Origin of the sequence: Fangia hongkongensis FSC776 = DSM 21703 (genome assembly GCF_000379445.1) — a bacterium.
GTDB classification, from domain to species: Bacteria; Pseudomonadota; Gammaproteobacteria; order Francisellales; family Francisellaceae; genus Fangia; species Fangia hongkongensis.
Map to the genome: position 1 here is coordinate 40,769 of NZ_KB902251.1, position 26,318 is coordinate 67,086.

The 26,318-nt window shown below is 39.0% G+C and carries 28 protein-coding genes, 1 tRNA gene and 1 pseudogene; 9 read left to right on the forward strand and 21 right to left on the reverse strand.

All coding sequences use genetic code 11. From position 1 onward, the window contains the following. Positions 1-130: 130 nt before the first annotated feature. Both dinG and A37Q_RS0106335 read right to left on the reverse strand, forming a co-directional pair. The gene (gene dinG / locus A37Q_RS0106330) at positions 131-2,206 is read right to left on the reverse strand and encodes an ATP-dependent DNA helicase DinG (RefSeq protein WP_018299443.1); all 2,076 of its coding nucleotides are present in this window, start codon (positions 2,204-2,206) and stop codon (positions 131-133) included. Next, on the reverse strand, positions 2,196-2,684 hold the full coding sequence (locus tag A37Q_RS0106335; RefSeq protein ID WP_018299444.1) for a GAF domain-containing protein: 489 nt from the start codon (positions 2,682-2,684) through the stop codon (positions 2,196-2,198). The genes dinG and A37Q_RS0106335 overlap by 11 nt, the downstream gene beginning before the upstream one ends. A gap of 199 nt (positions 2,685-2,883) precedes the next feature. On the opposite strand from A37Q_RS0106335, the gene A37Q_RS0106340 reads away from it, so the two are divergent. Beyond that, entirely contained in the window at positions 2,884-4,110 is a 1,227-nt protein-coding gene (locus tag A37Q_RS0106340) for an MFS transporter (RefSeq protein WP_018299445.1), read from the forward strand. A gap of 41 nt (positions 4,111-4,151) precedes the next feature. On the opposite strand, the gene A37Q_RS0106345 is transcribed toward A37Q_RS0106340, so the two are convergent. From A37Q_RS0106345 to rpmH, 5 genes are all read right to left on the reverse strand, one after another. Then, a complete protein-coding gene (locus tag A37Q_RS0106345) occupies positions 4,152-4,676 on the reverse strand; it encodes a hypothetical protein (protein WP_018299446.1) in 525 nt (174 codons plus the stop codon). Positions 4,677-4,745: 69 nt separating this feature from the next. Beyond that, the gene (gene yidC / locus A37Q_RS0106350; protein ID WP_018299447.1) at positions 4,746-6,446 is read right to left on the reverse strand and encodes a membrane protein insertase YidC; all 1,701 of its coding nucleotides are present in this window, start codon (positions 6,444-6,446) and stop codon (positions 4,746-4,748) included. A 5-nt stretch (positions 6,447-6,451) separates the two neighbouring features. Beyond that, positions 6,452-6,796 carry a membrane protein insertion efficiency factor YidD gene (gene yidD / locus A37Q_RS14805; RefSeq protein WP_083906994.1) on the reverse strand — a complete coding sequence of 115 codons (345 nt, stop codon included), beginning with the start codon at positions 6,794-6,796 and terminating at the stop codon, positions 6,452-6,454. Next, positions 6,751-7,098 carry a ribonuclease P protein component gene (gene rnpA / locus A37Q_RS0106360; protein WP_018299449.1) on the reverse strand — a complete coding sequence of 116 codons (348 nt, stop codon included), beginning with the start codon at positions 7,096-7,098 and terminating at the stop codon, positions 6,751-6,753. The genes yidD and rnpA overlap by 46 nt, the downstream gene beginning before the upstream one ends. After that, entirely contained in the window at positions 7,088-7,222 is a 135-nt protein-coding gene (gene rpmH, locus A37Q_RS0106365; RefSeq protein WP_018299450.1) for a 50S ribosomal protein L34, read from the reverse strand. The genes rnpA and rpmH overlap by 11 nt, the downstream gene beginning before the upstream one ends. Before the next feature lie 301 nt (positions 7,223-7,523). On the opposite strand from rpmH, the gene A37Q_RS0106370 reads away from it, so the two are divergent. Continuing rightward, positions 7,524-8,258: a LuxR C-terminal-related transcriptional regulator gene (locus A37Q_RS0106370; protein WP_018299451.1), complete on the forward strand. Its 735-nt coding sequence runs from the start codon at positions 7,524-7,526 to the stop codon at positions 8,256-8,258. 10 nt (positions 8,259-8,268) lie between these two features. Here A37Q_RS0106370 and A37Q_RS0106375 read toward each other — a convergent pair whose 3' ends face one another. From A37Q_RS0106375 to A37Q_RS0106390, 4 genes are all read right to left on the reverse strand, one after another. Beyond that, positions 8,269-9,027: a class I SAM-dependent methyltransferase gene (locus tag A37Q_RS0106375; protein WP_018299452.1), complete on the reverse strand. Its 759-nt coding sequence runs from the start codon at positions 9,025-9,027 to the stop codon at positions 8,269-8,271. Positions 9,028-9,243: 216 nt separating this feature from the next. Then, entirely contained in the window at positions 9,244-9,729 is a 486-nt protein-coding gene (locus tag A37Q_RS0106380; protein WP_018299453.1) for a WbuC family cupin fold metalloprotein, read from the reverse strand. Positions 9,730-9,738: 9 nt separating this feature from the next. Continuing rightward, complete coding sequence (gene hemC, locus A37Q_RS0106385; RefSeq protein WP_018299454.1) at positions 9,739-10,674, reverse strand: hydroxymethylbilane synthase; 936 nt, start codon at positions 10,672-10,674, stop codon at positions 9,739-9,741. Positions 10,675-10,682: 8 nt separating this feature from the next. Further along, positions 10,683-11,351, reverse strand: a complete 669-nt coding sequence (locus A37Q_RS0106390) for an alpha/beta hydrolase (protein WP_018299455.1) — start codon at positions 11,349-11,351, stop codon at positions 10,683-10,685. 118 nt (positions 11,352-11,469) lie between these two features. Here A37Q_RS0106390 and A37Q_RS0106395 point away from each other — a divergent pair, with 118 nt between their 5' ends. Both A37Q_RS0106395 and htpX read left to right on the forward strand, forming a co-directional pair. Next, positions 11,470-12,051 carry a LemA family protein gene (locus A37Q_RS0106395; protein ID WP_018299456.1) on the forward strand — a complete coding sequence of 194 codons (582 nt, stop codon included), beginning with the start codon at positions 11,470-11,472 and terminating at the stop codon, positions 12,049-12,051. Positions 12,052-12,062: 11 nt separating this feature from the next. After that, positions 12,063-13,115 (forward strand): zinc metalloprotease HtpX, encoded by a 1,053-nt coding sequence (htpX, locus tag A37Q_RS0106400; RefSeq protein WP_018299457.1) that lies wholly within the window; start codon positions 12,063-12,065, stop codon positions 13,113-13,115. A 2-nt stretch (positions 13,116-13,117) separates the two neighbouring features. Here the strand turns inward: htpX and A37Q_RS14810 are convergent, their stop codons facing one another. From A37Q_RS14810 to glpK, 7 genes and pseudogenes are all read right to left on the reverse strand, one after another. Further along, a complete protein-coding gene (locus tag A37Q_RS14810; protein ID WP_018299458.1) occupies positions 13,118-13,615 on the reverse strand; it encodes a CHRD domain-containing protein in 498 nt (165 codons plus the stop codon). Positions 13,616-13,781: 166 nt separating this feature from the next. Beyond that, positions 13,782-15,050 carry an OmpP1/FadL family transporter gene (locus tag A37Q_RS0106410; RefSeq protein ID WP_026196562.1) on the reverse strand — a complete coding sequence of 423 codons (1,269 nt, stop codon included), beginning with the start codon at positions 15,048-15,050 and terminating at the stop codon, positions 13,782-13,784. Between the two features lie 146 nt (positions 15,051-15,196). Further along, a complete protein-coding gene (locus A37Q_RS0106415; RefSeq protein WP_018299460.1) occupies positions 15,197-15,580 on the reverse strand; it encodes a hypothetical protein in 384 nt (127 codons plus the stop codon). Positions 15,581-16,010: 430 nt separating this feature from the next. Then, a tRNA-Glu gene (locus tag A37Q_RS0106420) sits at positions 16,011-16,086 on the reverse strand. Positions 16,087-16,195: 109 nt separating this feature from the next. After that, positions 16,196-16,947: pseudogene (locus tag A37Q_RS0106425) on the reverse strand (sulfite exporter TauE/SafE family protein). Beyond that, a complete protein-coding gene (locus tag A37Q_RS0106435; RefSeq protein WP_018299463.1) occupies positions 16,947-17,864 on the reverse strand; it encodes a Dyp-type peroxidase in 918 nt (305 codons plus the stop codon). Before A37Q_RS0106435 ends, A37Q_RS0106425 begins: the two are co-directional and overlap by 1 nt. 2 nt (positions 17,865-17,866) lie before the next feature. Continuing rightward, a complete protein-coding gene (gene glpK / locus A37Q_RS0106440; RefSeq protein WP_420805987.1) occupies positions 17,867-19,387 on the reverse strand; it encodes a glycerol kinase GlpK in 1,521 nt (506 codons plus the stop codon). 140 nt (positions 19,388-19,527) lie between these two features. Between glpK and A37Q_RS0106445 the strand changes: the two genes are divergently transcribed. Together A37Q_RS0106445 and hemW are read left to right on the forward strand one after the other, a co-directional pair. Further along, positions 19,528-19,965: a universal stress protein gene (locus tag A37Q_RS0106445; protein WP_018299465.1), complete on the forward strand. Its 438-nt coding sequence runs from the start codon at positions 19,528-19,530 to the stop codon at positions 19,963-19,965. A gap of 1 nt (position 19,966) precedes the next feature. Further along, complete coding sequence (gene hemW, locus A37Q_RS0106450) at positions 19,967-21,106, forward strand: radical SAM family heme chaperone HemW (protein WP_018299466.1); 1,140 nt, start codon at positions 19,967-19,969, stop codon at positions 21,104-21,106. Here the strand turns inward: hemW and nagA are convergent. Beyond that, positions 21,099-22,250: an N-acetylglucosamine-6-phosphate deacetylase gene (gene nagA / locus A37Q_RS0106455; protein WP_018299467.1), complete on the reverse strand. Its 1,152-nt coding sequence runs from the start codon at positions 22,248-22,250 to the stop codon at positions 21,099-21,101. The two genes, hemW and nagA, sit on opposite strands and share 8 nt — an antisense overlap. Further along, on the reverse strand, positions 22,250-23,284 hold the full coding sequence (locus A37Q_RS0106460; protein WP_026196564.1) for an SIS domain-containing protein: 1,035 nt from the start codon (positions 23,282-23,284) through the stop codon (positions 22,250-22,252). The genes nagA and A37Q_RS0106460 overlap by 1 nt, the downstream gene beginning before the upstream one ends. 151 nt (positions 23,285-23,435) lie before the next feature. Between A37Q_RS0106460 and ylqF the strand changes: the two genes are divergently transcribed. Genes ylqF through A37Q_RS15835 form a run of 3 tightly spaced genes read left to right on the forward strand, consistent with a single transcriptional unit; the run spans position 23,436 to position 25,758 of the window. Then, positions 23,436-24,290 (forward strand): ribosome biogenesis GTPase YlqF, encoded by an 855-nt coding sequence (ylqF, locus tag A37Q_RS0106465; RefSeq protein WP_018299469.1) that lies wholly within the window; start codon positions 23,436-23,438, stop codon positions 24,288-24,290. Then, positions 24,287-25,144: a bifunctional methylenetetrahydrofolate dehydrogenase/methenyltetrahydrofolate cyclohydrolase FolD gene (gene folD / locus A37Q_RS0106470; protein WP_018299470.1), complete on the forward strand. Its 858-nt coding sequence runs from the start codon at positions 24,287-24,289 to the stop codon at positions 25,142-25,144. The genes ylqF and folD overlap by 4 nt, the downstream gene beginning before the upstream one ends. Before the next feature lie 41 nt (positions 25,145-25,185). Continuing rightward, complete coding sequence (locus A37Q_RS15835; RefSeq protein WP_026196565.1) at positions 25,186-25,758, forward strand: tetratricopeptide repeat protein; 573 nt, start codon at positions 25,186-25,188, stop codon at positions 25,756-25,758. Positions 25,759-25,771: 13 nt separating this feature from the next. On the opposite strand, the gene A37Q_RS0106480 is transcribed toward A37Q_RS15835, so the two are convergent. Next, complete coding sequence (locus A37Q_RS0106480) at positions 25,772-26,161, reverse strand: antibiotic biosynthesis monooxygenase (protein WP_018299472.1); 390 nt, start codon at positions 26,159-26,161, stop codon at positions 25,772-25,774. Positions 26,162-26,318 lie beyond the last annotated feature (157 nt).

The window sequence follows — 26,318 nt, forward strand, 5'->3', positions numbered from 1 at the left end:
AAGTTTTTGATAGTTTTGAGTCATTGGATTGCAGGTAATAGCTGGGACTATTAGCAATATCCGATGACTCAAAAGAACAATAAATTCAATGGCAGAAATAGGGTAAAATGGTTTGCGAGTGGTATAAACATCATTTTTTGATAGCAAAAGGCGGCAGCCCTGCTAAGAGCGCTTTGCCGTAGAATTTCTGCTTCAACCTTGAATCTAAAATAATAATCTCGCCCACATCTGTTTCTTGGCGCACCAATCGTCCAACCATTTGCGTGAGTTTTAATGATGCTTGTGGCAATGAAATATCCATAAAAGGTTTTCGCCCTATTGATTCCAGCCATTCAGAGCGCGTCTTATCAATTGGATTGGTTGGGACTTGAAAGGGCAGCTTATGAATAATCAGTCTTGTTAAATAGGCTCCTGCCAAGTCTACCCCTTCAGAAAAACTATCGACACCAAAAATAACCGATGGTTTAAAACTATCAATTTTCTTTTTATGCAGTGCAATCATCATCTGCTTGGAGCGATCACCCTGCACCAACACACAACGTTTAATTTCAGCTGATAAAAGAGAGTAGACCCGCTCCATTGCGTAGATGCTTGTGAATAAAACAAGCGCGCCATCTGGATGACCTTTTAAATACTGCTCATTTAAAAGTGCTGCTGTCTCCTTGATATGATCTTCTTGTGCTTGTGGCATAAAACGCATATCTGGAATGGACAATGTAGAGTTATGATAAGGAAGCGGCGAGGGTAAAAGGAGCGTCTTCGCATTATTCTTAAGTCCCGTTGCGTTTAAAAAGCGATCGAATTTGCCTAAGGAGCGAACCGTTGCTGAGCACAGAATTACACCATGTTGAACTTCTCCCCAAAACATTTTTTTTAGTAATGAGGCAGCCTCAACAGGGGAAGCATGAAGGTCATAATCTTCAAATTGATGGTGAGCCAGCAAATCATCTGGGCGTTTTTGCTGTCCTTTATCGGTTTCTTTTCCCTCTAATGATGCATGAGGCTGAAGCCATTTAGCAACTGGAGGGACACTATTTGTATTTAACAAAAGCGTATAAAGTGATTGCAAATTTTGCGATCTTTCTAACAGAAAACCAAGTTGTGTGAAGGTTTTCTCAAGTGAGTCTTTCTTATGTATATCACTTGTTTCAGCAAAGTCCTCAAGCTTTCGCTTCAAACTCTCACATTCTTTTACATAATAATCAGCAGCTTTTTTGATACTCCCAGCCACTTCCAGCATTTCATCTGACATCGATTTGATGCGCCAGATAGCATCCTCTTTAGTTGCACTTTGATACAATGGGTGGAGCATTTGTTGAAATGCAGTTAACGATTCAATTAATGATTTTTTAATAAGCTGCCAATTCTCACGCATATTCTTTTCAACAAGCTTTTGAGGCAGCGCATTTAATAACTTATCAACATCATTTACCCATTTTTGTGACCCGATTAATGAGCTATAGGCCGAGAAAGCATCGAGCGCCTTATCTGGCAGATGGTGACATTCATCAATGATATAAATGCTCTTTTCAAAAGCTGGCAAAATCGCCCCATCGCCTAAATTAAGATGCGCTAATAACAAACTATGGTTTACAACAATAATATCTTGATTTCTAAGCCCTGCTCTTTCAGTTAAAAAGGGGCAGGTTTTGTAGTATTCACAGCGCGAAAAAGAACAAGCATTGCTGCTATTGTAAATCTCCTGATTCAATGCCTTTGAAATCGGCACCTCTAAATCATCAAAATCCCCACTCCAGTCTTTTTGATACAATCTATCAAGTTTCTCTGCCTCTTCGGTTAGTGCTGAATCACTAGAATCAAAACTATGAAGCTTTCGCGGACACAGATAGCGTGATCGCCCTTTTGCCAAGGTATAAGAGAGACTGGGAGCATCTTTTTTATCCTCACCAATAAGCGATTGGATAAAAGGCAAATCTTTATGAATCAGCTGTTCTTGAAGCGCAACTGTTGCCGTTGAAACGATTATATTTAGCTTCTCTTTTCCTTTAGATTCACGATATTGGTTATATAAAATAGCGCCAAGTAAGTAGGCAAAACTTTTTCCTGTTGCTGTCGGGGCCTCAATGACTAGATTCTCAGCATTTATAAGCGCTGATTTCACGGCATTGACCATATTCAGCTGTGATTCACGAACGCTAAGTCCCGCTGATTGAAAAAGCGCTTTTAACTCTTTTTCATTCATCATTAATTGCATCACCTAATATGCTCAGAAGCCGCTCAAGATACTCTTTATCCAACTGATCAAAACAAGCCTTATCATCAGAGTCAATATCAAGTACAGCAATTAGTCTGTTACCAACCACCCACGGCACAACAATTTCAGAGACAGTGCTACTTGAGCAGGCGATATGATAAGGCAGAAGATTCACATCATCAACGATTTGTGTTTTTCTTTCACTCGCAGCTTTTCCACAAACCCCTCTATCAAATTGAATACTTAAACAGCCGTGCCCGCCTTGATAAGGCCCAACTTTCAGTAAACTATTACCACTATGGCGATAAAAGCCCACCCAGTCAAAGTAGCTAAATGCAGCTTTAAGCTCACAACAAACCGTTGACATAATGCTAATCAGATCCTTCTCTTGATCTAAGATAAGCGGCACATTTTGCAGCAACGCTTGATATATAGAGTGTTTTTTTTCAGTTGAATACACACGGGACATAAAATAAAAGCTCTTTGCAATAAACTCTTTTTAGTATACCACTTGACAGCTGGTTTTCAGATGTTAATTCTGAATTATTCCACATCTCTCTAGGCACAAATACAGCTATTTTACTTCCGTTTATTACATTACAAGTTGACATTTACCTAAAAAATACAACAATGGAGGCTTAAGTGATTGAATCGCATTTACCTTATCAATGAAAATCAAAACTGCTATGTTAGCTGGCATGGGTGCCGGCATTGAGTATTATGACTTTGCCATTTTTGCGCTATTTGCACCAATGATTGGCACAAGCTTCTTTCCCAACTCACATCCAATAATCGCAACGCTATACACTTTTTTAATATTCGCCCTAGGCTATATTATCCGCCCGATCGGGGGGCTTTTATTTGGCTTTATTGGAGATCGATATGGAAGAAAAACAGGCTTTTTCTATACTATGCTATCTTTAATGATTTCCACAGTGCTTATGGCAGTTTTGCCTGATAGTGACAGTATTGGCATTGCTGCAACGGTGATATTTATTATTCTGAGATTAATTCAAGGACTTGCCATTGGCGGAGAAATTCCAACGGCAATTGCCTTTAGCACTGAACATTACCCTAAAAAACAAGGCCTTGCTGTTAGCATCGTATTTGCATTTCTCAGTGTCGGCATTTTACTTTCTTCATTTGTTTACATGATGCTAAGCTCATTCACAAAGGGCAGCTTTGTATTTGATCATGCATGGCGTATTGCCTTTTTAATTGGTGGGATATTAACACTTGTTATCTATATTCTGCGTAAAACACTCTATGAGACACCAGAGTTTCTTGACTATCAAAAGAACATGCAGTCAAAAGGCGCAGTGAAAGAACCAAAGGGACGCAATATCATTGCATCCATGTTAATTGTGGCTGCCCCAGCAATGCTTACCACTCAGTTTTTTTTGTTTTTGCCGAGCTACCTTAATAGCTACTTTTCCTATTCAAATAAACTCATTGGCGATATGTTGTTCTCTGGCTCAATTATCATGATTCTAGGCTGCATTATTGGCGGTTTTATGAGTGATTATGTCAAAAAGCGCATGCTATATACAACCTCCATTTTAATGATTGCTATTCTAGCCATTGTATTTTACCAGCGCGCCAATGAAGGGCATTTATCTATCGCGCTATTTATGACCATCAGTTTTCTTTTTGGCATACTCGCTTCAACCTATACAGTGATTATTGCAAATAGTTTTAGTACTGGATTTCGCTGTCGTGGCATTGGGCTTTCTTATAACCTAAGCTACTCTGTATTTAGCGCACCAATACCCGCGCTATCGATCTATCTAATTGATATGTTCAAAATGACCACCTTACCGATTATATTCATTCTTGCCGGCATCGCTATCAGCTTGATTGGATTTGTTATCTTAAAAGTAGATCGAATTTTATAGCCGATAAGAGATTGAAGAAAATAAAACAATATATTGACCCCTTAGCTTGCAATACCGAAAAAATTCAAAATCTTCTTCCAAATAGACTTATGATGAATGTTTTTTTTGATACTTATACGCTTTAATCTAACTGAAGTGCGTAGATCATTGGGTGTTAGGCGATAGGAGGCAAAGTACTTATTGGTAAGCGGATGCTCAGCATGCTTAAATGCCGCATCAATAATCTCAGAGCAAAACCATCTATTTTCATTGTGATACCAATCACGTCGCCAAAGCCCAAGTCCTAAAGCTGCAAAATAATCATACTTTTTTCCAAGTTGAGCTTTTAGGAAACCAATGAGTTTATCCTTTTGTGTGTCATCAAGTTTGCTCTCCCAAATCTCGAGCATATCTTGAGAATGATAAAGCGCCTTTGTATCTCGCTCATATACACCCTTTGATCCATTTGAACTGTAACAGCATCCATCCACTTCCACCTCAACATGTGAAAAGTGAGACCAAGAAAGCAAGCGAATAAAATAACTTGAGAAATGATAACGTCTTGTAAAATACACTCTAACAACCATATAGATTCATCCATTGAATTGCGTCAACTAGAGTGTAGTTAAATTAAAATATTTTGCAGATTAAGCAGACTATGTGCGCTTTGCTTTTTGCTCTTGTGTGTATTTTCTTGTGATATACCATTGTTGCAAAATACTAATACAGTTATTTGTTAACCAATAAAGCACAAGCCCTGCTGGGAATGATGCAAAGAACACAGTGAAAATCACCGGCATAAACATCATAATTTTTGCCTGTGTTGGGTCAGCTGAAGTTGGGCTTATCTTCTGCTGCACAAACATTGATATACCCATTAAAATTGGCAATACAAAATAAGGGTCTTTTGATGCTAAATCATGAATCCAGAAAATAAATGGTGCTTGGCGAAGCTGCACACTTTCCAAAAGCACCCAATAAAGTGCGATAAATACCGGAATCTGAATAAGAATAGGCAAACAACCACTTGCTGGGTTAACCTTTTCTTCTTTATACATTTCCATCATTTTGCGACCAAGCTTTTGCCTATCGCCTTTATAGATTTCTTGGAGTTTTTTCATTCTTGGCTGTAGCATACGCATTTTTGCCATGGAACGGTAACTCTTTGCTGAAAGTGGGTAAAATAGAATTTTGATCAACACAGTAACAAGGATAATCGAAAGACCCCAGTTTGCTACAACACTATGAATAATCCCCATTAACCAGAAAATAATCACCGAAATAAAAGACAACAAACCATAGTCGACAAGCTTGTCTAAACCTTGAGGTGTCGCTGCACCAAAGTCACTGACCATTGCCTCTAAGTTTTTGGTAATAGTCGGCCCTGTATAAAGCACATTACTATTAGTCATCGTTGCATTTTCATTTAAAACAACCGGCAGGGTTTCAATACCCGCTTGATAGATATTTGTATCAACTTTATCTGCATAGACTTTATAGCTTGCTTGTGGGTTATTAGGCACCCAAAGGCTTACAAAGTAATGCTGTATCATTGCAGCCCAACCTGTCTTGGTTGAAACTTCAGTTGGTGCTACGCTACTTGCTAAATCTTTAAAGGCTTCTTTTTGGAAAGGCTTTTGAGTAGAAGAAAGACCTACTCCTGTAAAGGAATATGAATGCGCATCTAATAGGCTAAAGCTATGACTTTCAGGATTGACTTTGCGTGTAATCTCACTATCAAATGCAATACTAACCGGCTTACCTGTGTTATTTTTAACTGACTGATTAACCGTAATTGCATAGGTGTTTTCATCGATGTGGTAATTTCGTGTAATCGCAAGGTTATTAACATTTGCAGTTAAAGTGACAACAACACCATCAGAAACCTTCTTTGTTGACTCGTGATTAAAGAGAATGTTCTCTCTTTTACCATTAACGACAAGTACAGACTCCGCAATATAACGAGATGCCTTGTCATTATTCAATAGTGGCATCGGGTTTTTATTATCAAGGCTAATGTTGTAGTCAATCAGTGCTGCATTAATAATAGCACCATTAACTGGAGAGATTTGCAAATTCTTAAATACATTTGTATTAATAGTGATTGGCTTATGGTCAGCAACATTATAACTCTGCGTACTTACAGGGGCATTATCAGCACTTTGAGAGAGCGTTGTTTGAGATGTGTTTTTATTTGTCGTTGTAGCCGCATTATTTGCAGTCTTTTGAGACAGCTCAGATGCTTGCGCTTTAGGTGCTGGCTTTGGGGCAAACATTTCCTGCCATTTTGAGGTCAGTGATAGAAAAATCACCACTATAATTGCCAACAAAAATATTCTGATATAATTAGATTTCATTTAACTTAAACCTTTTCTCTACTCTCTTTTACGCACGTTTCGTTTGTTGTTTTTTCAACTTTTTTCTTATCGCAGCAAGAGGTTTTATGCGCCTTTTTTACAGGCACAGGATCAAACCCACCTTCTGAGCCTGGATGGCATTTTACCAGTCTTTTGCTCATTAGCCAAAGACCAATCAGGATTCCATGCAATTTAATTGCTTCCAGCGCATATTGTGAACAGCTTGGATAAAATCGACAGCGAGTACCAAGCATTGGACTAATCGCCAGCTGATAAAAACGAATGATTAGGATAAACGGTAAAGCTATAACACTTCTGAGGCGCTTATAAACTGCTCGAGCGATTGCCATAGTTCACCTTTTTGCGCAGATTTAGCTGATTTTGTAGCAATAGCAACAACTGCTTTGCCGACAAATAAGTGCTTATGTCTGCGAAATGACTCTTTGATTAAACGGCGACATAAATTGCGTTTCACCGCGGATTTTACTTTTTTTTTTGCAATAATAACGCCCACAGCTGGAATCTCATCGCTCTTTTCAGCAATCAGAAAGCTAAAATGTGGGGTGTAGATTTTATGAAAGATATGATCAAAGGCAGCTGAAATTTCATTGCCTCGAAGGATATTCTCTTTTGCCAGCGTGTTACGCAGCAAGCTTATGTCTGCCTTTTGCACGTCTGTTACGAATCACTTTTTGGCCTCTTAATGTGCTCATTCTTGCACGAAAACCATGTGTTCTTTTTCTTTTAAGGTTACTTGGCTGAAATGTTCTTTTCATTACTCTATCCTCATTTACTATATATATTACTAACTTAGTTTTAAAAGCGCCTCACACTTGCAGCATCACACCCAACTGACAAGTCAAGCTCATATAAAGTCTTTGCAAACTTATCTAGCTTCTATCTTCATTTTAAAAAGATATGCTGCTCACAGGCGTGTGAGTCTATAATATTTTCTCTAGCTTGTCGATATTTTTCTCTTTAAAGGCAAAAGAATCTTATATCATTTTGTGAACAATACCATAATTTTATTTGTCGTGATATTATACATATGTGTGATTAGCAACAAGGAGTGTAGAGTTGTCAAGTGAACGTATTGACGCATGCGTCGCCTATATTCATCGTGTTTTAATAGATAAAGACTACTCCGCTGTCGCTAAGTTTATCCCGGAAAACAGCTTGAATATTTCATTATTTGACTTTTCAAAGGGTCCTAATGAAATCATTAATGATCTTAAGATGTATCATAGCATGTTTGAGATACTCGAGATTAATTACTTACAAAAAAGCTATGATAATGATATCGTTTATCTGGAAGTGGAACAAAAGCTCCGACACATTGGAAATTTTTTAGGCATTCAAGCTACAAATAACACCATTACGCTTAAGTGTAAGTTTAACTTTTTCTATATTAACGACCATGTTCAACAATATAATATACTGACGACAAACTTCGATGAAATGGTTAGTGCATTAACCACTGAACAAAAAGCACAAAAGATTATTAACAAAGCTTATGAATCAAAAGCACTTAAAGAGCAGATTTTTCTACACAAGCTATTGCAAGCATTCAAAGCTGGAGATTTTCGACTATCGCCACAGGAAATACGCTGCTGGATGCTGAATACAGAAGGCTATGGCACTGTACATATTGCCAAAATCTTAAACTGCTCCCATGAAACCGTAAGAACACATATCAAACTTGCACGCAAAAAATTTCGTGATGCCAACCCCTATGGAAACATTGCACAGTGGATTAAAGATAAGGACCTAGAGGCACATGTTAGACATTATGTTGCCTATCTTGTTCGCTGACCAACTAAGCTTACAACCCTTGTGACTTGGTAATAGTAACATAGGCAGGTGCTCTTTTCATGACATATAGTCCATCGTTGATTTTTTTACTCTTTGCATATTCAAGACAAAGCGCTTCTGCTTTTTCTACACCAAAGCTATCTATTGTTTTCTCAGCATATTGATTAAAGCAATTCTCTAAAATACAAAATTTACTCAAGGATAACATGTCTCTAAATGAATCTGTTTGATAGCTATCCTCTATAATTTCCTCTGAAAACGCCATCCCTTTTTGGGTTAAAATTTCTCTTAAAATTGCCGAACTTGCATAGTTATCATTATGCTTTTTATACTGCTCAAAATTATCCCCTCGATCGCCACCTAAGATAAACAGCATTTTTCCATTTGTATTTAAATGCGCATAAGCCTTGTCAACAAACCGAGTCCAATCCTTAGGGTCAACATGATAAAGCACATGCGAACAGAGAATAAAATCATACTTCCCCGTCAGTGTTACTTGTAAAAAATCAGCTTCTATACACTTTGCATCTTTTGTGCCTCTAAGACCTTCAAAAAATACAGGATTTGGCTCAATTGCCATTATTTCTTTAAAATAAGGCGCAATTTGACATGTAATTTTGCCATCACCTGCGCCAATATCTAAATATGCCGTATTATTTGACAAATCTGATAATACATTATCTTTTATATAGCGAACCACTCTTTCATGATTTCTATTGTTATCAATAATTTTATAGATACCGGCATAGTCTTGATCCGATAATACCACCTATTCAATCCTCTCTTTATATTTAAAAAGAAAACCATATCAAGGGATTTATTGATTCATACAACACTACAGATCATATACTTAAAGCCAATACCCCATACTAGCTCTATCTTCTACAATATATAGCGCCATCCCCTTTATATCATTCTCTTTTTAACATACCCCATTAAAAATTAAGTTTCATATAGTTGGTCAGCCTCATCAATAAGGCCCTCGTTAGCTCGCTTGGTAATAATCCCCAACTTTAGCCTTTTCAGCCCAGAGAAGAAAATGCTTTACTTCTGGTTCATTTTCTTTTGGCGCCCAAGGCGCAAAGTCACTCTCACAGGCTGGTTTAAACGGACCTGGCTTCACCTCAAAAAAAGCACCTTCTTCAGATACCACATACATAGAATGCCATGTATTTGGTTTTATTTCAAACAGTTTTATGTCATCAGATGCTAAGATAAATTTATCTACCACCCGCCCACTGTCATCATAAATAAGCACTGTAATCTTACCAAAAAGCGAAATAATCATCTCCCACTTATGTAGCTCTGAGTGACGATGTGGCCTGATATAAGTCCCTTTTGTTAAGGTAATACACAGCCGGTTAACCGGATCTGATAACTCATCATGAAAGTTATGGTGACTACGCTTTCTTGGTGATTCATGCGCAGCTTTAGTAAGCGCACAAATTTTTGCTTGATCAAGTTTTTTCATCTATTGCAGCTATCCCTTATTATCTAAAATTTCTCTTGCACCACGCGCAATCATCTTCTTAGCGGCTCTTCGCCCAAGCTCATCTGGCTTTTCATCCTTTAATGCCTTCACATTCATCTTGAGAAGCCTTTGCCCATCTTCACTTGCAACCATTGTAGAGAGTTGTAATAGATCGCCTTTAAATGATGCATGCGCAGCAATTGGCGCATGACAGCCCCCTTCAAGCGCTTCATTAAAAGCACGTTCAGCGTTTGCACAAAGCATGCTTTCAGTGTGATTAATTGCCGATAAGCTCTCAATCAATGTTTGATCTTTATTTAAACATTCAACCACAACAACCCCTTGACCAACAGCTGGAAGAGAAATAGAAAAAGGGATAAGCATCTGAATTCTTTGCTCAAATCCAAGGCGAATCAAGCCTGCTGCGGCAAGGATAATGGCATCATACTCTCCATTATCAAGCTTATTGAGCCGAGTATTGACATTTCCTCTTAACTCTTTGATAATCAAATCATCTCGATAGGCTAAAATCTGTGCTTTTCTTCTTAGACTCGATGTTCCCACTACCGCACCTTTTGGCAGTGCATCCAACGAATGGTAATGGTTACTGACAAAAGCATCATGTGGATTCTCCCTTTTAGTATAAACCACTAAAGAAAACCCCTTTGGGAGCTCATAAGGCACATCCTTCAATGAGTGAACAGCAATATCAGCCTTACCTTCTTCCATCGCAATCTCAAGCTCTTTCATAAAAAGCGCCTTGCCACCAATTTCATTTAATGCACGATCTAAAATCTTATCGCCCTTGGTCTTCATTTTTAATAAAGTACACTTCGTTTCCGGCGCACTTTTTTCAATCAGCGACAATACATATTGACTTTGCCATAGCGCAAGGGCACTTTCTCTGGTTGCGATCACAAGCTGCTTTGGCGCTAGATTTTCCATGTGAATCCTTATTGAATCTTTAGCTGCGTCTGAATAAACTGACTTAATACTTTAATCTCCTCCAAACACAATGAGTGCTCGATAGGATAGTAATGTGCAGTTACATTTAAACCCAGCTCTTCTAGTGTTCTCAGCATTATTTTTGCTGCTTGAATTGGCACAATAGGATCATTCTCACCGTGCGCAATAAGAAACTCTGTCGCTCTATTTGCGCTTGTTAGCTTCTCTTTAAAGTATGCCCAATCCGGTAAGTAGGTTGACAAAAGCATCACGCCTGCAAATTGATATGCTAGCGTTAATGCTGACAATAAAGCCACTGCCCCGCCTTGTGAAAAGCCAGCTATAAGGATTCTCTCATGTGAAATCCCTGATTGTATTACACTTTCCACCAATGCCTGAATACGCGCGATAGAATCCTCAATACCTTTAAGATCTACTTCTCTATCAATATCATCAATTCTCTTAATATCATACCATGCTCGCATTTCATAACCCATATTCACCGTAACAGGCTGAATTGGGGCATGTGGGAATATAAATCGTACCCTATGATTCTCTGGCAGGTTCAACTCTGGAATAACACTTTCAAAATCATGACCATCAGCACCTAGGCCATGCAGCCAAATTACCGCACTATCTGCTGGCATATTTGGCTCAATTACAACACTATCTTGCATATTTAAGCAATATCTCACTGAAAATAATCGACATTATGAATGACAATATGCTTGAATGCCAGCATCATCCGTGGCAAATTGATATGTGTCTATTAGTAAACCAACGGGGAATACCTTTATGATCACACTAATCATTATTATCGTGATCGTTGTCATCATCATCGCGTATGTGATTAAAACATATAATAGTCTTATTGCTGAAATTGAGGCTGTAGATAACTCTGAGCGCCAGATTGATGTGCAACTTGATCGCCGCGCCAAAGTCTTTGACTCATTGATCAATACCGTTAGAAAGTATATGGATTATGAGAAAACCGTCCTTAAAGATGTCACTGATCTTCGAACACAGGCGAATAATGCTAAATCTGAGGGTGATGTACAAACCCGTATGGCCGCTGAAAATGAGATCTCTAAAATTGCCGGCAGCCTTAATGTGCAATTTGAAAATTATCCTGATTTAAAAGCCAATCAAAATGTACTGCAATTACAAGAGGAAATCACCTCCACCGAAAATAAGCTTGCGTTCTCTAAACAGGCTTTTAATGATGGAATAGAAAAATATAATGCGCACAAAAAATCCATGATTGCAGGCATTGTTGTTAATATGTTCAAATCAAAGCTTGATAAAGAATTTATCTACTGGAATGTTGGCAGTGATGAGAAGCGTGCAGAGCTTGAAAATACACGCGTAGAGTTATAAAGGAATTATAGATGCTTGATATACAAAGCATGGATTGGCGTGAAGTTGTTCGCAAAAACACACGTAAATCCTACATTGTCATCGCACTTTTTTTAATTATCTTCTTTGCGCTTGGCCTTTTAATTGATGTTATTTGGCGCTACACACAAATCACAAGCTATTATCCAAATTACACGATTCCATTTTCTGCTGTATTTTGTGCACTTATCACACTTAAAATTGTGCCTTGGGCAACGATTATTTCAAGTGCCATTGCCCTTATTTGGCTGCTTGTCACGTTCAGCTATTATGACAAAATCATGCTCGCTGGCACCGAGTACCATGAAATCCACCCCGGCGATCCCGATCCACTTTGTCAGAGAATCTACAATGTGACAGAGGAGATGAAAATTGCCGCGAATATGCCTTTTATACCCAAAGTGTATATTATTGAAGCGAATTATATGAATGCCTTTGCATCTGGTTTTTCTGAAAAGTCCTCAATGGTCGCTGTAACAAGAGCATTGGCGCAAAAGCTCAACCGAGAAGAGCTACAAGCTGTTATGGCGCATGAGCTAACCCATATCCGCAACCAAGATATCAAGCTTAATTTGTTCACAATTGTACTATCCAATATGCTGATGTTTATGATTGAGTTTTTATTTTGGTCACTATTATTTGGCGGTAATCGCTCAAACAGGCGTGATAATAACAATGGCAATAATGTTATGGCGATTATTTTCATGGTTGTCATGATCTTACGCTTTATCTTGCCTATCATCACCTCAATGTTAATGCTCTTTTTATCTCGCACACGTGAATATATGGCTGATGCTGGCGCTGTTGAGTTAATGCGTGATAATAGACCTATGGCCAATGCCTTAATAAAAATAAGTGAAAATCATGCTGAGCCACAAACCGCTCAAAGCTATAAGCAAACGGCAAATGAGCGCATGCGCCGTGCTTCTTATTTATATGATCCAGCAAGTGCAAAATTTGCAGCAGGCAACATGGAAGATATGTTCTCAACACATCCAAGCTTGAAAAAGCGCTTGGCATCCATTGGTGCCATATTAAAGAAATAGAATTAAGCCGGCAAAAGTTGTCCTCTAATTTCACCGCCAGGATTCAATTTCGTATGAAGGTTTACATAAATTCTACCGTGCAGTAGATCTTGAACTTCATCTTTAGGTACAATCCATTTCCCTGTGAGCACACCATAGTCTTGCTTTTGAGAGTCCTTAATCAAAGGCATAGCAGGCTTATCTGGCTTACCAAAAATAGTTTGCAAAATCGGTCCATTGGTTGTCGCTGAACCTAAGTGAAAGTGCGCCATAAAAGGAGCACTACTTAAGCCTGCATAATCGATTGTGAAATCTAACTCTCTTGTCTTGGGGTTAAACAAATAAGAGCTTGTACCACGAGCGACTGCAGGTGTTTTCACACTTGTTTGTGAAGCTTCTTGCGGCACAGAGAGATTCGCTGTTAGTATAATCGGCTTTGTTACAGGAACCGCTTCTGGCATTGCAAACGAAACGCCCATAGTAAGTACCGAAAGTCCAATAATAGCAAGTGACTTATTCATAACGTTGTCCTTAATCAATTTAATTTCTCCTTTCCTTGAAACAACTAACAACGTAACAAATTAAGTTCATTTAGTCTATGACTGCCACAGAAAAAACCATCTACTCTTCAATAGAAAGATGTAAAGTACCGAGAATATTTGAGATCATTAACACTTTTCAGCTAGCTTATAAATTCCATTTTAGCTGCAAGCCAATTAGGTCTGCTGAGGACTCCACTGTACCATTTGTTGTTTGGTCTACGCCATTAATTTTAACTGTATTATTAATGCTCGCGTTCTGCACAAAGAAATGCGCATAACTTAAAGCGATAGAAAGCGACTTTAACAACTGATACTCAATTCCAGTTGATATAATCCACCTATTTTGATCTGGCACCTGTATATTCCTATCTTGATCATTTGTAGGTGTCATATCATAGCCAAATCCTAATTTCAGTTTCAAACTATGAGTTAACCAATAACTCGACCCTAGCGAAAAATTCCAAGTATTGCTATAGTTTTGAGGAATATCAACGCTGATTAATGAGGAGTTTACTCCCACAACATTTTTCAGCGTAATATCACCAACAGCATCCCATTCGGTATACATAACAGAAGCCATTAATGCTAACTTTTGTGTTGCTTGAAAGTAATAGCTGGCATTCCACCATGCGGGTAAAATAATTTGTGTCTCAAAGGAATCACTGTGGCTTGACGTTACAAAGGTTCCCATAGGGTCTCCTAAGTCACTAGTCCCATGCAAATTTGCAACCATCTTAGAGTGGTACGCCAAACCAAAACGATTATTCTTATTAAAATTAATTAAAAATCCAGCATGATACCCATAGGTAACGTCATGGCCTTTATTGGTGGAAGTTGAATCAAAAGCACTCCCACTCATTGTTGCTACATTATCGAATTCACCTGTGACATAAGCGATATCCGCACCAATACCTAAAGATAAGAACTGCCATGGTTTAAAAGCGATTGCAGGGGTGATATCTATTGCTTGAAGCTGGGTTTTTGTTCCAGTATATTTCAGCTGTGTTCCATCCCCATAATTTGTCTCAGCACCAAAAGGTGCTACAACACCAATACCAAATGCCCAGTTGTTAACGGGAAGAACGTAGTGAATATTCGGCACAGGTGTCCAGCCTCCACCATTAACAGTAAAAGGTGATGATGGAGTTATAGGTGAAATATATCCTGTGGTTTGTGTCCCTGAATACATAATTCTGGTATAAACCATTTCTCCGCCCACACTTAGCTGTTGTTGCTTTAACTCTGTCATCCCCGCAGGATTATACCACTCAGTTGATGCATCATTGGCAGCAGCTGCAGAGCCTGCATGATTTGTCCCAAGGCTTGCAGCATCTTGCTCAAAAATTTGATAGGCACTTGCAAAGCATGTGCCATAGCCAACCACCATTAAACCAAACGCAAGTAAATTACGCACATTCCCCTCCCTTTCTTTAAAAGCTCCCGCTTGCTATAACCACAAAAAATATAGCTATAACATATATAAGTTTGTTTTGTACTTCATCCTTGAAGCAGATTTCCTTAGTTTTTCCAGAGCATACTCAAGCCTAAGCGTTAGCTCTTTTATTTACTGCTTAATGTCAAATTAACATTTTCAGTGCCGTTACCAGAAACATCAACCTTATAGTTTGCTCCTGATGTGATATTTGTTACAGTTCCAGAATGTAAATCATTTGCAATAGTCAGCATTCCTGTACCAATCACTGTATTACTCGGGGTATATGTAAATGTACAGGTTGCAGAAGATTTCCCACCCAGAAAAATCATTTTGACCACACCCCACTGAACATTTTGATTGAAGATCGCTGGAATTGGATTCCCTCCCCCACAGCTAACGACAGTTGTTTTTGCATTAATTGAACTTACATTACTAATCAATTGAAATCCTGCAAATGCTGAACTCGAGATTAATAAACCTGCCAAACCAAGGATAATTTTCTTTTTCATAATGATCTTATACTCCATCATCTTTTATTGATTTCCCACGCCCTTATCACAAGAGCACGCTCATCATGCCGACGATCCCAAAGCATGTCCAGCATGGTCACAATAAAAAATTTAAAATAAATTACATTTTTATAAAAAATATACAAAACTTGAGTGTAAACATCACTAAACACAAGATTAAAACTATTGATAAGTCCATATTTTGTAAATAATAAAACAAATATAACCTGTTATTGATATCGATAGCGCTTCTGCCAACCTTCCCACTAATAAAATAAAGCGCATTGTTATAATGCATATTAATTAGCTTTATGAAGACAAAGGTATCATTAAATCGTCATGACTGCATCATAAGATATGACAGGGTTATACTGAATCAAATTAAAACATCAGAAACAAAAAAGGCCGCAAAATTGCGACCTTCAATGCTTGGCGTCCCCAAGGGGATTCGAACCCCTGTTACCGCCGTGAAAGGGCGATGTCCTAGGCCTCTAGACGATGGGGACACAAAAACTGTATCTGCCTAGGTGGAGCATTGCTCCGAAAACAGGATGCATTCTAGAGCGCTTTAGTCTGACTGTCAAGGCATAAAGACAAGTTTTTATGAAATAAGTATTAACTCAAAAAAACAAGCTTCACCATAAGCCCAATTAGCACGACTGTGACTACTTTTTTCACCCATCTAAGGTCAGCCTTAAGCACAAAATGCGCGCCAAGCTGATAGCCCAATATTGAGGCTGGAAGCGCAATTAAAACAATATTCCAGTCAATTCTTCCAGCAAATAAGAAATACAGCAATGCACTAAAATTAGCGACAAAATTGATAATTTTAGCATTAGTGACAGACTCTTTTGCTGACATTGATAACAAATACATAAATGCCAGAAATAAAAATGTTCCAGTCCCCGGCCCAAAAAAACCATCATAACCACCAATAATAAAACTTATCAGCGCAAGTTTGACAAAAAAACAACCATTCAGTGTATATTCACTTTGCTCTCGATAGCTTTTAAAAAGTCCAATAATCAATATTGTAGGGATCACAATAATAAGTAAAATCGTCATAGTATTATGACTAAGATAAGCGCTTAATTTCGCCCCCAAAAGTGATCCAAAAAAGCAAAGAAAATGCCTAAAAGAATATTGCGCCAATAAACTTTTACCGAACGCACAAGCCGCATTACAGCAGTTAAAGTCCCAACTGAAGCCACCATTTTATTTGTTCCTAACACCAAATTAGGTGGCACGCCTGCTCCTAAGTAAGTTGGAATGGTGATCATACCGCCGCCGCCTGCAACACAATCAACAAAGCCTGCAAAGAAGACCATGGCAAAAATAAAAGTGCCTGAGAGAAAACTGATCTCCATTAGGACAGATTTAAACTTGACAAATCAAGCTTTCCCTTCACAAAGGGTGGACACCATAAGAAGGTTGTGTAATGAATTTTAGAAAAGCGAAACAAACCATCCACAATACCATCTTCATTGCCACACATCCGATTCAACTGTACTTTAAAAGCACGAAAACTCGTTGCAAAGCAAGAAAACATCAAACCACCTTCCAGCGCATCATTATACCATGGCATTGATTTTCGCCACATAAATGCCTCTGGATCAAAGCTCTCCTGCTCCGTCCTTTCAATATGTGAAAAGGCTGCTTTATGCTCAAACTCATGATTATCAGTTAAGCTTCTGCCAATAATTTCCTCTTTAGCTTGCTGTGAGGCTTTATCCAGCCAGTTGAAGTTATGTCGCCATTTCTGTAGCGCCCAAAAGCTGCTTCCAACAAGTTTATCATCCCCTGTTTGCACAATAGCTGTCGCTAATCTTTCCTCTCCTTTTGGATTTGCCGTACCATCAACAAAGCCAGAAAGATCATGATTCACAAAATCATCCTCCTCCTTTCTTGCCAGATAAGTACATCCTCTGACAATATCCATCACCTCAAAGGCTGCGCTTAACACTTGTACATACTGGCGCGCTTTATGCAAAAGCACACCTTCATCCTCATCTCTTAGCCAAAGCGCAAGGTCACAATCTCCTTTTGGCGAGAGTTTTTCTTCTTTTCCTTCTGGTGTATAGACTTCATAAGTTGAGTTTGTTGCCTCTTTCATCACTTTCTCACCGAGCCCAAGAACTGCTTCTTGACCATCAACGAGCTTTTGAAGTGACATCAAGGTTTCTTTCAAATGCCCTTTTTTCTTTTCATTCAGCGAAAACAATAAATAAATTGCTGATCTTGGAATTACATCCATAATGCCTTGCTGGTACTTAATTATCTGCATTTTTATTCACTCCATCCTTTTGCTCTTTCCACGGCCTGATGCCATTTTTTACTATAGGCTAATCGTATATCCTCAGACATATCTGCATTAAATTCTCTCTCTGCTTGCCAAAGCGCCTTAATTGAATCTAGATCATCCCAATATCCAACTGCTAATCCTGCCAAGTACGCTGCACCAAGCGCTGTTGTCTCCAACACTTGAGGTCGAATAACCTTTGCATTTAAAATATCCGCTTGATACTGCATCAAAAAGTTATTGGCAACCGCTCCACCATCAACACGCATCTCATTGACATGAATACCCGTATCTGCAATTTTAGCCGCGACAATATCACCTACTTGATAGGCAATGCTCTCTAGTGCAGCACGTACAATGTGTGCTCTTGAGCTTCCGCGGGTTAAACCAACAATACACCCTCTGGCTGATTGATCCCAATAAGGCGCACCCAAGCCAACCATGGCTGGCACCATATAAACATCACCATTATCTTTCACTGACTGAGCAAGTGATTCGCTCTGGGAGGCATCTGAGATAATGCCAAGCTCATCTCTTAACCACTGAATCGTTGCCCCGCCCATAAACACACTGCCTTCAAGCGCATAAGTTGTTTTATTCCCTATTTTCCAAGCAATCGTAGTTAGAAGATTATTTTGTGACATTGCAGGGCTTTCCCCTGTATTCATCACCATAAAACAACCGGTTCCATAAGTTGTTTTCAGCATCCCAGGCTCTGTACACATCTGACCAAAAAGTGCCGCTTGCTGATCCCCTGCCACACCGGCGATAGGAATTTTGGAAGCAAATAAAGTTGTTGCGGTTTGTGAGTAAATTTCACTTGATGCTTTCACCTCTGGCAACATTGATTTGGGAATATCAAAAAGTGCTAACAAATCATCATCCCAGCTTTGTGTATGTATATTAAAAAGCATTGTCCGACTTGCGTTAGAAACATCCGTTGCATGCAATCGCAGGTTGGTAAATTTCGCCATAAGCCAGCTATCAACCGTGCCAAAACATAACTCACCTCGTTTAGCTCGCTCTCTAGCACCGTCAACATTATCCAAAATCCATTTAATTTTCGATGCACTAAAATAGGCATCCAAAACAAGTCCTGTTTTCTGTTGAATAAGTCCACTGTATTTCTCTTTTAGACTATTACAGTACTCTGCGGTTCTGCGATCTTGCCAGACAATTGCATTGTATAATGGCTCACCTGTTTTTCTGTCCCACACAATGGTTGTTTCTCTTTGATTAGTAATACCAATCGCGGCAATATTGCGGCCATTAATACCAGCTTTGCTGATTGCACTTGCCGCAACGGATGCCTGAGAAGAGAAAATCTCCATTGGATCATGTTCAACCCAAGCAGGCTTTGGGTAAATTTGCTGAAATTCCTGCTGCGCCATTTGTACGATCTGGCCTTTTTTATTAAAGATAATTGCTCGTGAGCTTGTTGTCCCTTGATCTAGGGTTAGAATATACTCTGACATATCAAAACCTTTTAATGGAATAAAACCAATCATTAATATACCACTTCCATAAAAATGACTGCAAAGTGATTCGTGCAGAAAATATCGCTTATGATTGCTATGATGCACTTTTCGGTATCTTTTAATAGCAAACTTACTTAAAATAAGGCCAAATGCAAAGGAGGAAATTAAAGATGAAAAACTATAAACATATTTTGCTGGCAACTGACTTACACTCTGACAATCAACCTGTTATTGAACAGGCAGTGGCACTTGCTAAGCGTAATGATGCAAAATTAAGTGTTATTAACGTTCTGCCTCACATCCCTTATTACATGGCTTCAGGCGTCCCTTCCATCTCTGATTTGGAAGATTACCTTGAAGAGGAGAATATGAAACATTTAAAAGCACTTGAGGCGCAAATTAACTTGGAGGCAGACTTTCACCTGCTGCATGGTTCACCAAAGCGCAAAATTGTCAAACTTGCCGAAGAGCTAAACTGTGACATTATTGTCATTGGTAGTCATGGTAGATATGGTGTTGAGCGGTTCATTGGATCAACAGCCAATGGCGTATTGCAACGCGCGCACTGTGATGTATTAATTATTCGTATAGGAAAACCTGCTAAGTAACATGTTGAAGTTACCGCCTTTATCTTTATATATTCATATCCCATGGTGTGTACGAAAATGCCCTTATTGTGACTTTAACTCACATAAACTCACTCAAAATATGCCGGCAACTGAGTATGCTAAAACATTAATCACAGATTTAAAAAGCCATCAGAAAGACATGCAAGGCAGAGTATTTCAGTCTGTTTTTGTCGGCGGTGGCACTCCATCTTTATTTCCAACAGATGCGCTTGAGCGTATATTTAATTATCTCTTTACCAATAATCTTATTGCCAGAGATGCTGAAATCACTTTAGAGGCAAATCCAGGTACTATTGAACATGGCTTATTTAGTGATTATTATAAAATGGGCATTAATCGTATTTCATTGGGCGTGCAGAGCTTTCAAAATGATAAATTAAAATCCCTTGGCCGAATTCATGATAGTAAGCAAATCTTCCAAGCGGTTGACTCATTGAAAAGCGCAAAGTTTGATAACTTTAACATTGACATCATGCATGGTTTACCCAATCAAAGCGTTAGTGATGCACTTTTTGATTTACAATCTGCTATCGATCTTAAACCTACACATATCTCTTGGTATCAGTTAACCATTGAACCAAATACTGCCTTTTTTGTCCGCCCACCATCTTTGCCGGATGAAGATAACTTATATAACATTGAGCAACAGGGAAAAGCGCTCCTGCTGCAACATGGTTTTGATCAATACGAAGTGTCAGCCTACAGCAAAACTGAAAACACCCAGTCTCAGCATAACTTAAATTACTGGCGCTTTGGCGATTATATCGGCATTGGTGCTGGCGCTCATGGAAAGATAACACACCCTGATCAATCCCTTATCACAAGGCATCGAAAACGCAAACACCCAAGTTTATATTTAAAAGAAAAGACATTTCCTTTTCATAGCGAAGCTATTCACCCGAAGGAGCTTCCATACGAGTTTATGCTCAACACACTTCGCCTATATGGCGGTTTTGACCCAAGGTTATTTGAAAGCGCTACAGGTCTTTCAATTGAAACGATTCGCACAACACTAAATAATGCTCAAAAAAAAGGATTGCTTGACATTACGGATCATAAAATAGCGCCAACGGCATTTGGCAAACAGTACTTAAATGAGCTGATTCAACTGTTTATCTAAAAAAACATTTTTTAATTTGATAGTCATGACCTAAGACAACCAAATCTGCCCGCATACCGACTTGAATATCACCTCGATCTGTAAGCCCCAGAGAATGCGCTGCATTAGTACTTGTCATTTTAACCAGCTCAGAGAAAGAACACTTACTAATAAGATGCATATTTTCCAAGGCTTTATTCATCGTTAAGACACTACCTGCCAGCGTGCCATTTTCAAGGCGAGCCTCATTGCCTTTAACCACTACCTTCTGCCCGCCCAAATCAAAAATACCCTCTCCTTTGGCTTGAGCTGACATGGCATCTGTAATCAAAAGGATATTATCTTGCCCCTTGATCTCATAAACCATTTTCACTGTCTCATCAGCAAGATGCACGCGATCAACAATTAGCTCTGCTAGCACCTTTTTGCTGGCTAAAAGCGCCGTTGCCGCGCCAGGGTTTCTGTGATGTATTCCGCTCATTGCATTAAATAAATGGGTTGCTTGAGAAGCCCCTAGATCGAGCATTGTTTGCGCCTGTGAGGCAGTGCAGTTCGTATGTCCAATTGAGCTTATAATACGCCTTTTAGTACACCATTTCACAAGCTCAATTGCACCGGCAATTTCAGGAGCAAAAGTTACCTTCTTAAGCGCCCCTTGAGAGATGGATTGCCATTTCTCAAGCTTTTCAAAGGAAATCTCCTGAAGATAATTTGGATTTTGCGCACCAATTTTGTTGGGTGAAATAAAAGGTCCCTCTAAATGTACCCCTAAAATTTCAGCGCCCTTTTTGCTCTTATCAAAACCACAATCAGCGTCAACATACTGCCTAACAGCATGTAATGCTTTTGAGATACTCTCGTCACTTTGCGTCATCGTTGTGGCCAGAAAACCACTCACCCCCTGCTTTCTTAAAGAACACCCAATAGTATTCAATGCTTCAATATCACCATCCATCACATCAGCACCATCTGAACCATGAATATGTGTGTCAATAAAACCAGGAAGTAGCTTATCAGAGGCATTAAACTCAAACACAGGCAGGTGTTTATATTGTTTCCTTACATCACCTATGGCAACAATCATATTATCCTCGACTGCCACATCCGCCTCAGCCATATTTGTCGCACTACAAATGCTCGCCCCTGTGATTAAATAACTATTCATTACACTGTCTCGGTAACTTTATTTAAATTATCTGGCTGATCTGGATTAAACCCGCGCGTTACTGCAAGCTCAGAAGCCATAAGATAGAAACTCTGAATGAGTAAAATAGGATCAAGTAAGGGGTGCAAACTTGCTGTAACAGGCAAATTGTGTGAAACATTTATCGCTTTACTTCCCGGCATTGCAAACATCACATTGGCACCCAGTTTTGCCATTTTTTCAGCAACTTCAATGCTCCCTTTAGCACTTTGATCATTTTGTGCAAATACTAGGGCTGGGAAATTGTTTTTGATGAGCGCAAAGGGGCCATGCAATACCTCAGCGCTACTAAAAGGCTCTGAATGCAAACATGACGTTTCTTTAAACTTAAGTGCCGCCTCTTGCGCGATCGCATAACCATACCCTCTTGCAATCACATACGCATCTTTTGCCTCTTCTAATGCACCAATGGCATATGACCAATCAAGGCTACTTGCTTTTTCTAGATACTCAGGCAACTTTTCAAGCGCCTCGTTAAGCGCTTTGTCTTTTGTATAAATAGCAGTAAATTGTGCAATACCAGTGAGTGCAGCAATATAACTTTTCGTTGCCGCAACAGCTTTTTCTTCTCCTGCTAACAAGGGAATGACAAAATCTGCCGCATGAGCTAACGGTGAGTTTTCAACATTGACAAGTGCTATCTTCGTTGCCTGAGCACTTGCACGTTTAAAAGATTCAACTAAATCAGGGCTTTTCCCTGATTGTGAAATGCCTAAAAACAAAGCATTATCTGTTTTTAATGGACTTTGATACACAGAGTATACCGATGGGGCAATAGAGGCTGTCACCAGACCCAAATGCGTCTCGATTAAATACTTAGCAAAGGTGGCTGCATGATCTGAACTCCCACGAGCAATTGTCGCTGCAAAATTCACTTTCTTTGCACTTAGCGCCTTAGCAATATCACCCCATAACGGTGCATTTTTTTGTAGCTGTACTGCCACTTTTTTTGGCGCTTCCAGCGCTTCTTCTCTCATCAATGTCTTCGTTACCATTTGTGCACCACTAGCAAGCTTTTTCGTTAGTTTACCAATTTTGTTTGGTATTGTCTTAAAGTGAAATAGCAAAACTTTTACATCGAAATAAAATATCATTCAGGTACAATAAGCAGTATATAAAAACACTGTTACGGCCATATTAAACGAGATGATTCACTGGTTTCCAGGGCATATGCACAAAGCGACAAAAGAGCTTAAAAAAATCATGCCCAAGATTGATATTGCGATTGAGGTCGTTGATGCCCGTGCACCTGAGGCAAGCGCAAACCCAACTTTACAAGAGGTTGCTGAGGGAAAGCCTATTATTAAAATACTGTCAAAGACTGATTTCGCTGACCCAAGTATTACGAAAAGCTGGCTTCAATTTTATCATGGTAAAGCATTAGCGCTTGATATCATTAAAGATAAAAAAAGCGCCCAAAAAATCATCCAACTTTGTAAAAAGTCACTACCTAATCGCGGTACTGTTTTAAAGCCAATTCGCGCAATTATTTTTGGGGTGCCTAATGTTGGCAAATCAACACTCATTAATACGCTGGCAAAACGCAAAATTGCCAAAACAGGCAACGAACCTGCCGTTACCAAACAACAGCAAAAAATAGAAATTGAAAAACATTTCTATCTAAGCGATACACCGGGAATCATGTTTCCAAGCCCAAAAGATGAGGCCGCGGGGTTTAAGCTTGGGGTGATTGGTTCAATACGTGACACCGCAATGGATTACCCCTCCACAGCATACTATCTTATTGAATACTTAAACACCTACTATCCTGGTGTGTTACAAAAGCGCTACCAAGTTAGTTTTGATGAAAGCACTCAAGAGGATGTAGAGACAATGTTCCTTCAAATTGGTGATCATATTGGACAACAAAACATCCATCACATAGCTGAGAAAATCATTCAAGACTGTCGACATGGTCGCTTGGGACGTGTGTCATTAGAAACACCTGATAATTATTACACTCCTGAAGCAGAGGAAACAAATCAAGGATTGCAAATATGAGTAAAATCATCGATGGCAAAGCTATCGCAAAAGATATCCGCATGGATATTAAACAAAAAGTAGATAAAAGAGAACAAAAAGGCCTTAGAATCCCCGGGCTTGCTGTGATCATCGTTGGCGAGAATCCCGCCTCTAAAATCTATGTGCAAAACAAAAGAAAAGCTTGTAAAGAAGTTGGCTTTATTTCATATGACTATGATTTAGATGCAAGTGTCAGCAACGAGACACTTTTTAACTTAATTGACAAGTTAAACCATGATGATGCAGTTGATGGCATCTTGGTTCAATTGCCTTTGCCTTCACACATTGATAGTGACCGTGTTCTTGAGGCAATCGTTCCACACAAAGATGTCGATGGATTCCATCCTTATAACATTGGCAAACTCATGCAGAGAAACCCACTACTTCGCCCTTGCACACCAAAAGGCATCATGACACTACTGGAATCTACAAAGGAAACATTTAAAGGAAAACATGCTGTTATTGTTGGTGCTTCTAATATTGTTGGCAGACCCATGTTAATGGAGCTACTGCTTGCAGGGGCAACTGTGACCACCTGCCATAGATTTACAGATGATTTGCCTTCACATCTTAAAAGAGCAGATATTGTTGTTGCTGCGGTAGGAAAAGCAAAATTTATCCAAGGGGAATGGTTAAAAGAAGGCGCAACAGTAATCGATGTTGGCATTAATCGCCTAGATGACGGCAGCCTTTCCGGGGATGTTGATTTTGATAGTGCCGTCAAAAAAGCAAAATACATCACCCCTGTGCCAGGTGGCGTTGGCCCTATGACTATTGCAACTTTATTGCAAAATACGTTATTTGCTTGTGAGTACCTACATAACAAGGCATAATAACGAGATACCGTTACAGAGAACAGTGAGCGCATTAGCCTATGAGATCAAAATTCTTGCCGTATTTTCTCATTATTATTGCTATCATTATCGTATCTGTCGGCATTTCTGTCACCGCTCACAAAACACCTCCTAGTGATCAAGGTATAAAAGATCAAACCACTCACCAAGCAAATACACAAAGCACAACTAATGCACAAAATTGTAGCGGCAATAATTGCGAACCTGCAAACACCCCTCCTGCAAATGAATTAACCCCCAAGCAAGCTTATGCTGCAGGAATTGTTTTTTCACAAAATGCATCTAATAGTAAAGATTTAAATCGCGCGGTAGATTATATTCAATACTCTGCTGCCACGGGTTACGCTGAAGCACAATTTAAACTTGGGATCATGTATTTTCAGGGCATTGGTGTACATGCCGATGCAACTATTGGCTTTTACTGGATACAAAAAGCTGCGCTTAATAACTACCCAGAAGCGCAGATTTATCTTGCCTATATGTATAAAAATGGCGTCGGCACACAGGTTGATATGTTTAAATCACAGTATTGGTTAAAGCAGGCGCGCAAAAATGGAATTGAAATGAATCTTGATTCAATTGGCTTTATGTAAAATAAAACCCTTACTAATCAATCCTTTCATAGATCACTGTTGATTTTTGTTTCATTTTTATCATGTTAAGCGCCAAGTCTTTATTCACACCAAAGCATGTTTCGAGTTTCTCTAAAAATCCCTCATCGTTAATAGCAGTTCTAAATGCTTGGTTGAAATGCTGTTTTGAATACCACTCAATTACAATGACAAGCTCAATAGTTTTATCATCAATCACACGCCTACCAAGCCTGCTAGATAGCCAACCTGGTTGCTTCTGTATAATATCATTTCGATAGCGCCATAAATCGACATAGTCTTTTTCTCTGACAATCGGAACAGATAAACTATCAACAATTAAAATACTCATAATCTCAACAAAACAACATTTTGCGCCTAGCTTAATTGATTCTATGCTCAGCATCAATCTACTGTTGATATTTTTACCATAGCCTCAAGATTTTTTGTTTTATATTCATAGCTCAATGCTGCTGCTCTATAACGCATTTTTCAGTGTTTCTGACTTTATGACATTACTGCGTTATAATGACATCCATGACAAAGCATTTTGCCATCTTTCT

What these genes read in the sequence shown, in the direction of transcription:
- dinG (WP_018299443.1), bottom strand. Translation starts at nt 2,206, where the DNA reads ATGATGAATGAAAAAGAGTTAAAAGCGCTTTTTCAATCAGCGGGACTT.
- A37Q_RS0106335 (WP_018299444.1), bottom strand. Translation starts at nt 2,684, where the DNA reads ATGTCCCGTGTGTATTCAACTGAAAAAAAACACTCTATATATCAAGCG.
- A37Q_RS0106340 (WP_018299445.1), top strand. Translation starts at nt 2,884, where the DNA reads ATGAAAATCAAAACTGCTATGTTAGCTGGCATGGGTGCCGGCATTGAG.
- A37Q_RS0106345 (WP_018299446.1), bottom strand. Translation starts at nt 4,676, where the DNA reads ATGGTTGTTAGAGTGTATTTTACAAGACGTTATCATTTCTCAAGTTAT.
- yidC (WP_018299447.1), bottom strand. Translation starts at nt 6,446, where the DNA reads ATGAAATCTAATTATATCAGAATATTTTTGTTGGCAATTATAGTGGTG.
- yidD (WP_083906994.1), bottom strand. Translation starts at nt 6,796, where the DNA reads ATGGCAATCGCTCGAGCAGTTTATAAGCGCCTCAGAAGTGTTATAGCT.
- rpmH (WP_018299450.1), bottom strand. Translation starts at nt 7,222, where the DNA reads ATGAAAAGAACATTTCAGCCAAGTAACCTTAAAAGAAAAAGAACACAT.
- A37Q_RS0106380 (WP_018299453.1), bottom strand. Translation starts at nt 9,729, where the DNA reads ATGAAAAAACTTGATCAAGCAAAAATTTGTGCGCTTACTAAAGCTGCG.
- hemC (WP_018299454.1), bottom strand. Translation starts at nt 10,674, where the DNA reads ATGGAAAATCTAGCGCCAAAGCAGCTTGTGATCGCAACCAGAGAAAGT.
- A37Q_RS0106390 (WP_018299455.1), bottom strand. Translation starts at nt 11,351, where the DNA reads ATGCAAGATAGTGTTGTAATTGAGCCAAATATGCCAGCAGATAGTGCG.
- A37Q_RS0106395 (WP_018299456.1), top strand. Translation starts at nt 11,470, where the DNA reads ATGATCACACTAATCATTATTATCGTGATCGTTGTCATCATCATCGCG.
- htpX (WP_018299457.1), top strand. Translation starts at nt 12,063, where the DNA reads ATGCTTGATATACAAAGCATGGATTGGCGTGAAGTTGTTCGCAAAAAC.
- A37Q_RS14810 (WP_018299458.1), bottom strand. Translation starts at nt 13,615, where the DNA reads ATGAATAAGTCACTTGCTATTATTGGACTTTCGGTACTTACTATGGGC.
- A37Q_RS0106415 (WP_018299460.1), bottom strand. Translation starts at nt 15,580, where the DNA reads ATGAAAAAGAAAATTATCCTTGGTTTGGCAGGTTTATTAATCTCGAGT.
- A37Q_RS0106435 (WP_018299463.1), bottom strand. Translation starts at nt 17,864, where the DNA reads ATGCAGATAATTAAGTACCAGCAAGGCATTATGGATGTAATTCCAAGA.
- glpK (WP_420805987.1), bottom strand. Translation starts at nt 19,387, where the DNA reads ATGATTGGTTTTATTCCATTAAAAGGTTTTGATATGTCAGAGTATATT.
- A37Q_RS0106445 (WP_018299465.1), top strand. Translation starts at nt 19,528, where the DNA reads ATGAAAAACTATAAACATATTTTGCTGGCAACTGACTTACACTCTGAC.
- hemW (WP_018299466.1), top strand. Translation starts at nt 19,967, where the DNA reads ATGTTGAAGTTACCGCCTTTATCTTTATATATTCATATCCCATGGTGT.
- nagA (WP_018299467.1), bottom strand. Translation starts at nt 22,250, where the DNA reads ATGAATAGTTATTTAATCACAGGGGCGAGCATTTGTAGTGCGACAAAT.
- A37Q_RS0106460 (WP_026196564.1), bottom strand. Translation starts at nt 23,284, where the DNA reads ATGGTAACGAAGACATTGATGAGAGAAGAAGCGCTGGAAGCGCCAAAA.
- ylqF (WP_018299469.1), top strand. Translation starts at nt 23,436, where the DNA reads ATGATTCACTGGTTTCCAGGGCATATGCACAAAGCGACAAAAGAGCTT.
- folD (WP_018299470.1), top strand. Translation starts at nt 24,287, where the DNA reads ATGAGTAAAATCATCGATGGCAAAGCTATCGCAAAAGATATCCGCATG.
- A37Q_RS15835 (WP_026196565.1), top strand. Translation starts at nt 25,186, where the DNA reads ATGAGATCAAAATTCTTGCCGTATTTTCTCATTATTATTGCTATCATT.
- A37Q_RS0106480 (WP_018299472.1), bottom strand. Translation starts at nt 26,161, where the DNA reads ATGCTGAGCATAGAATCAATTAAGCTAGGCGCAAAATGTTGTTTTGTT.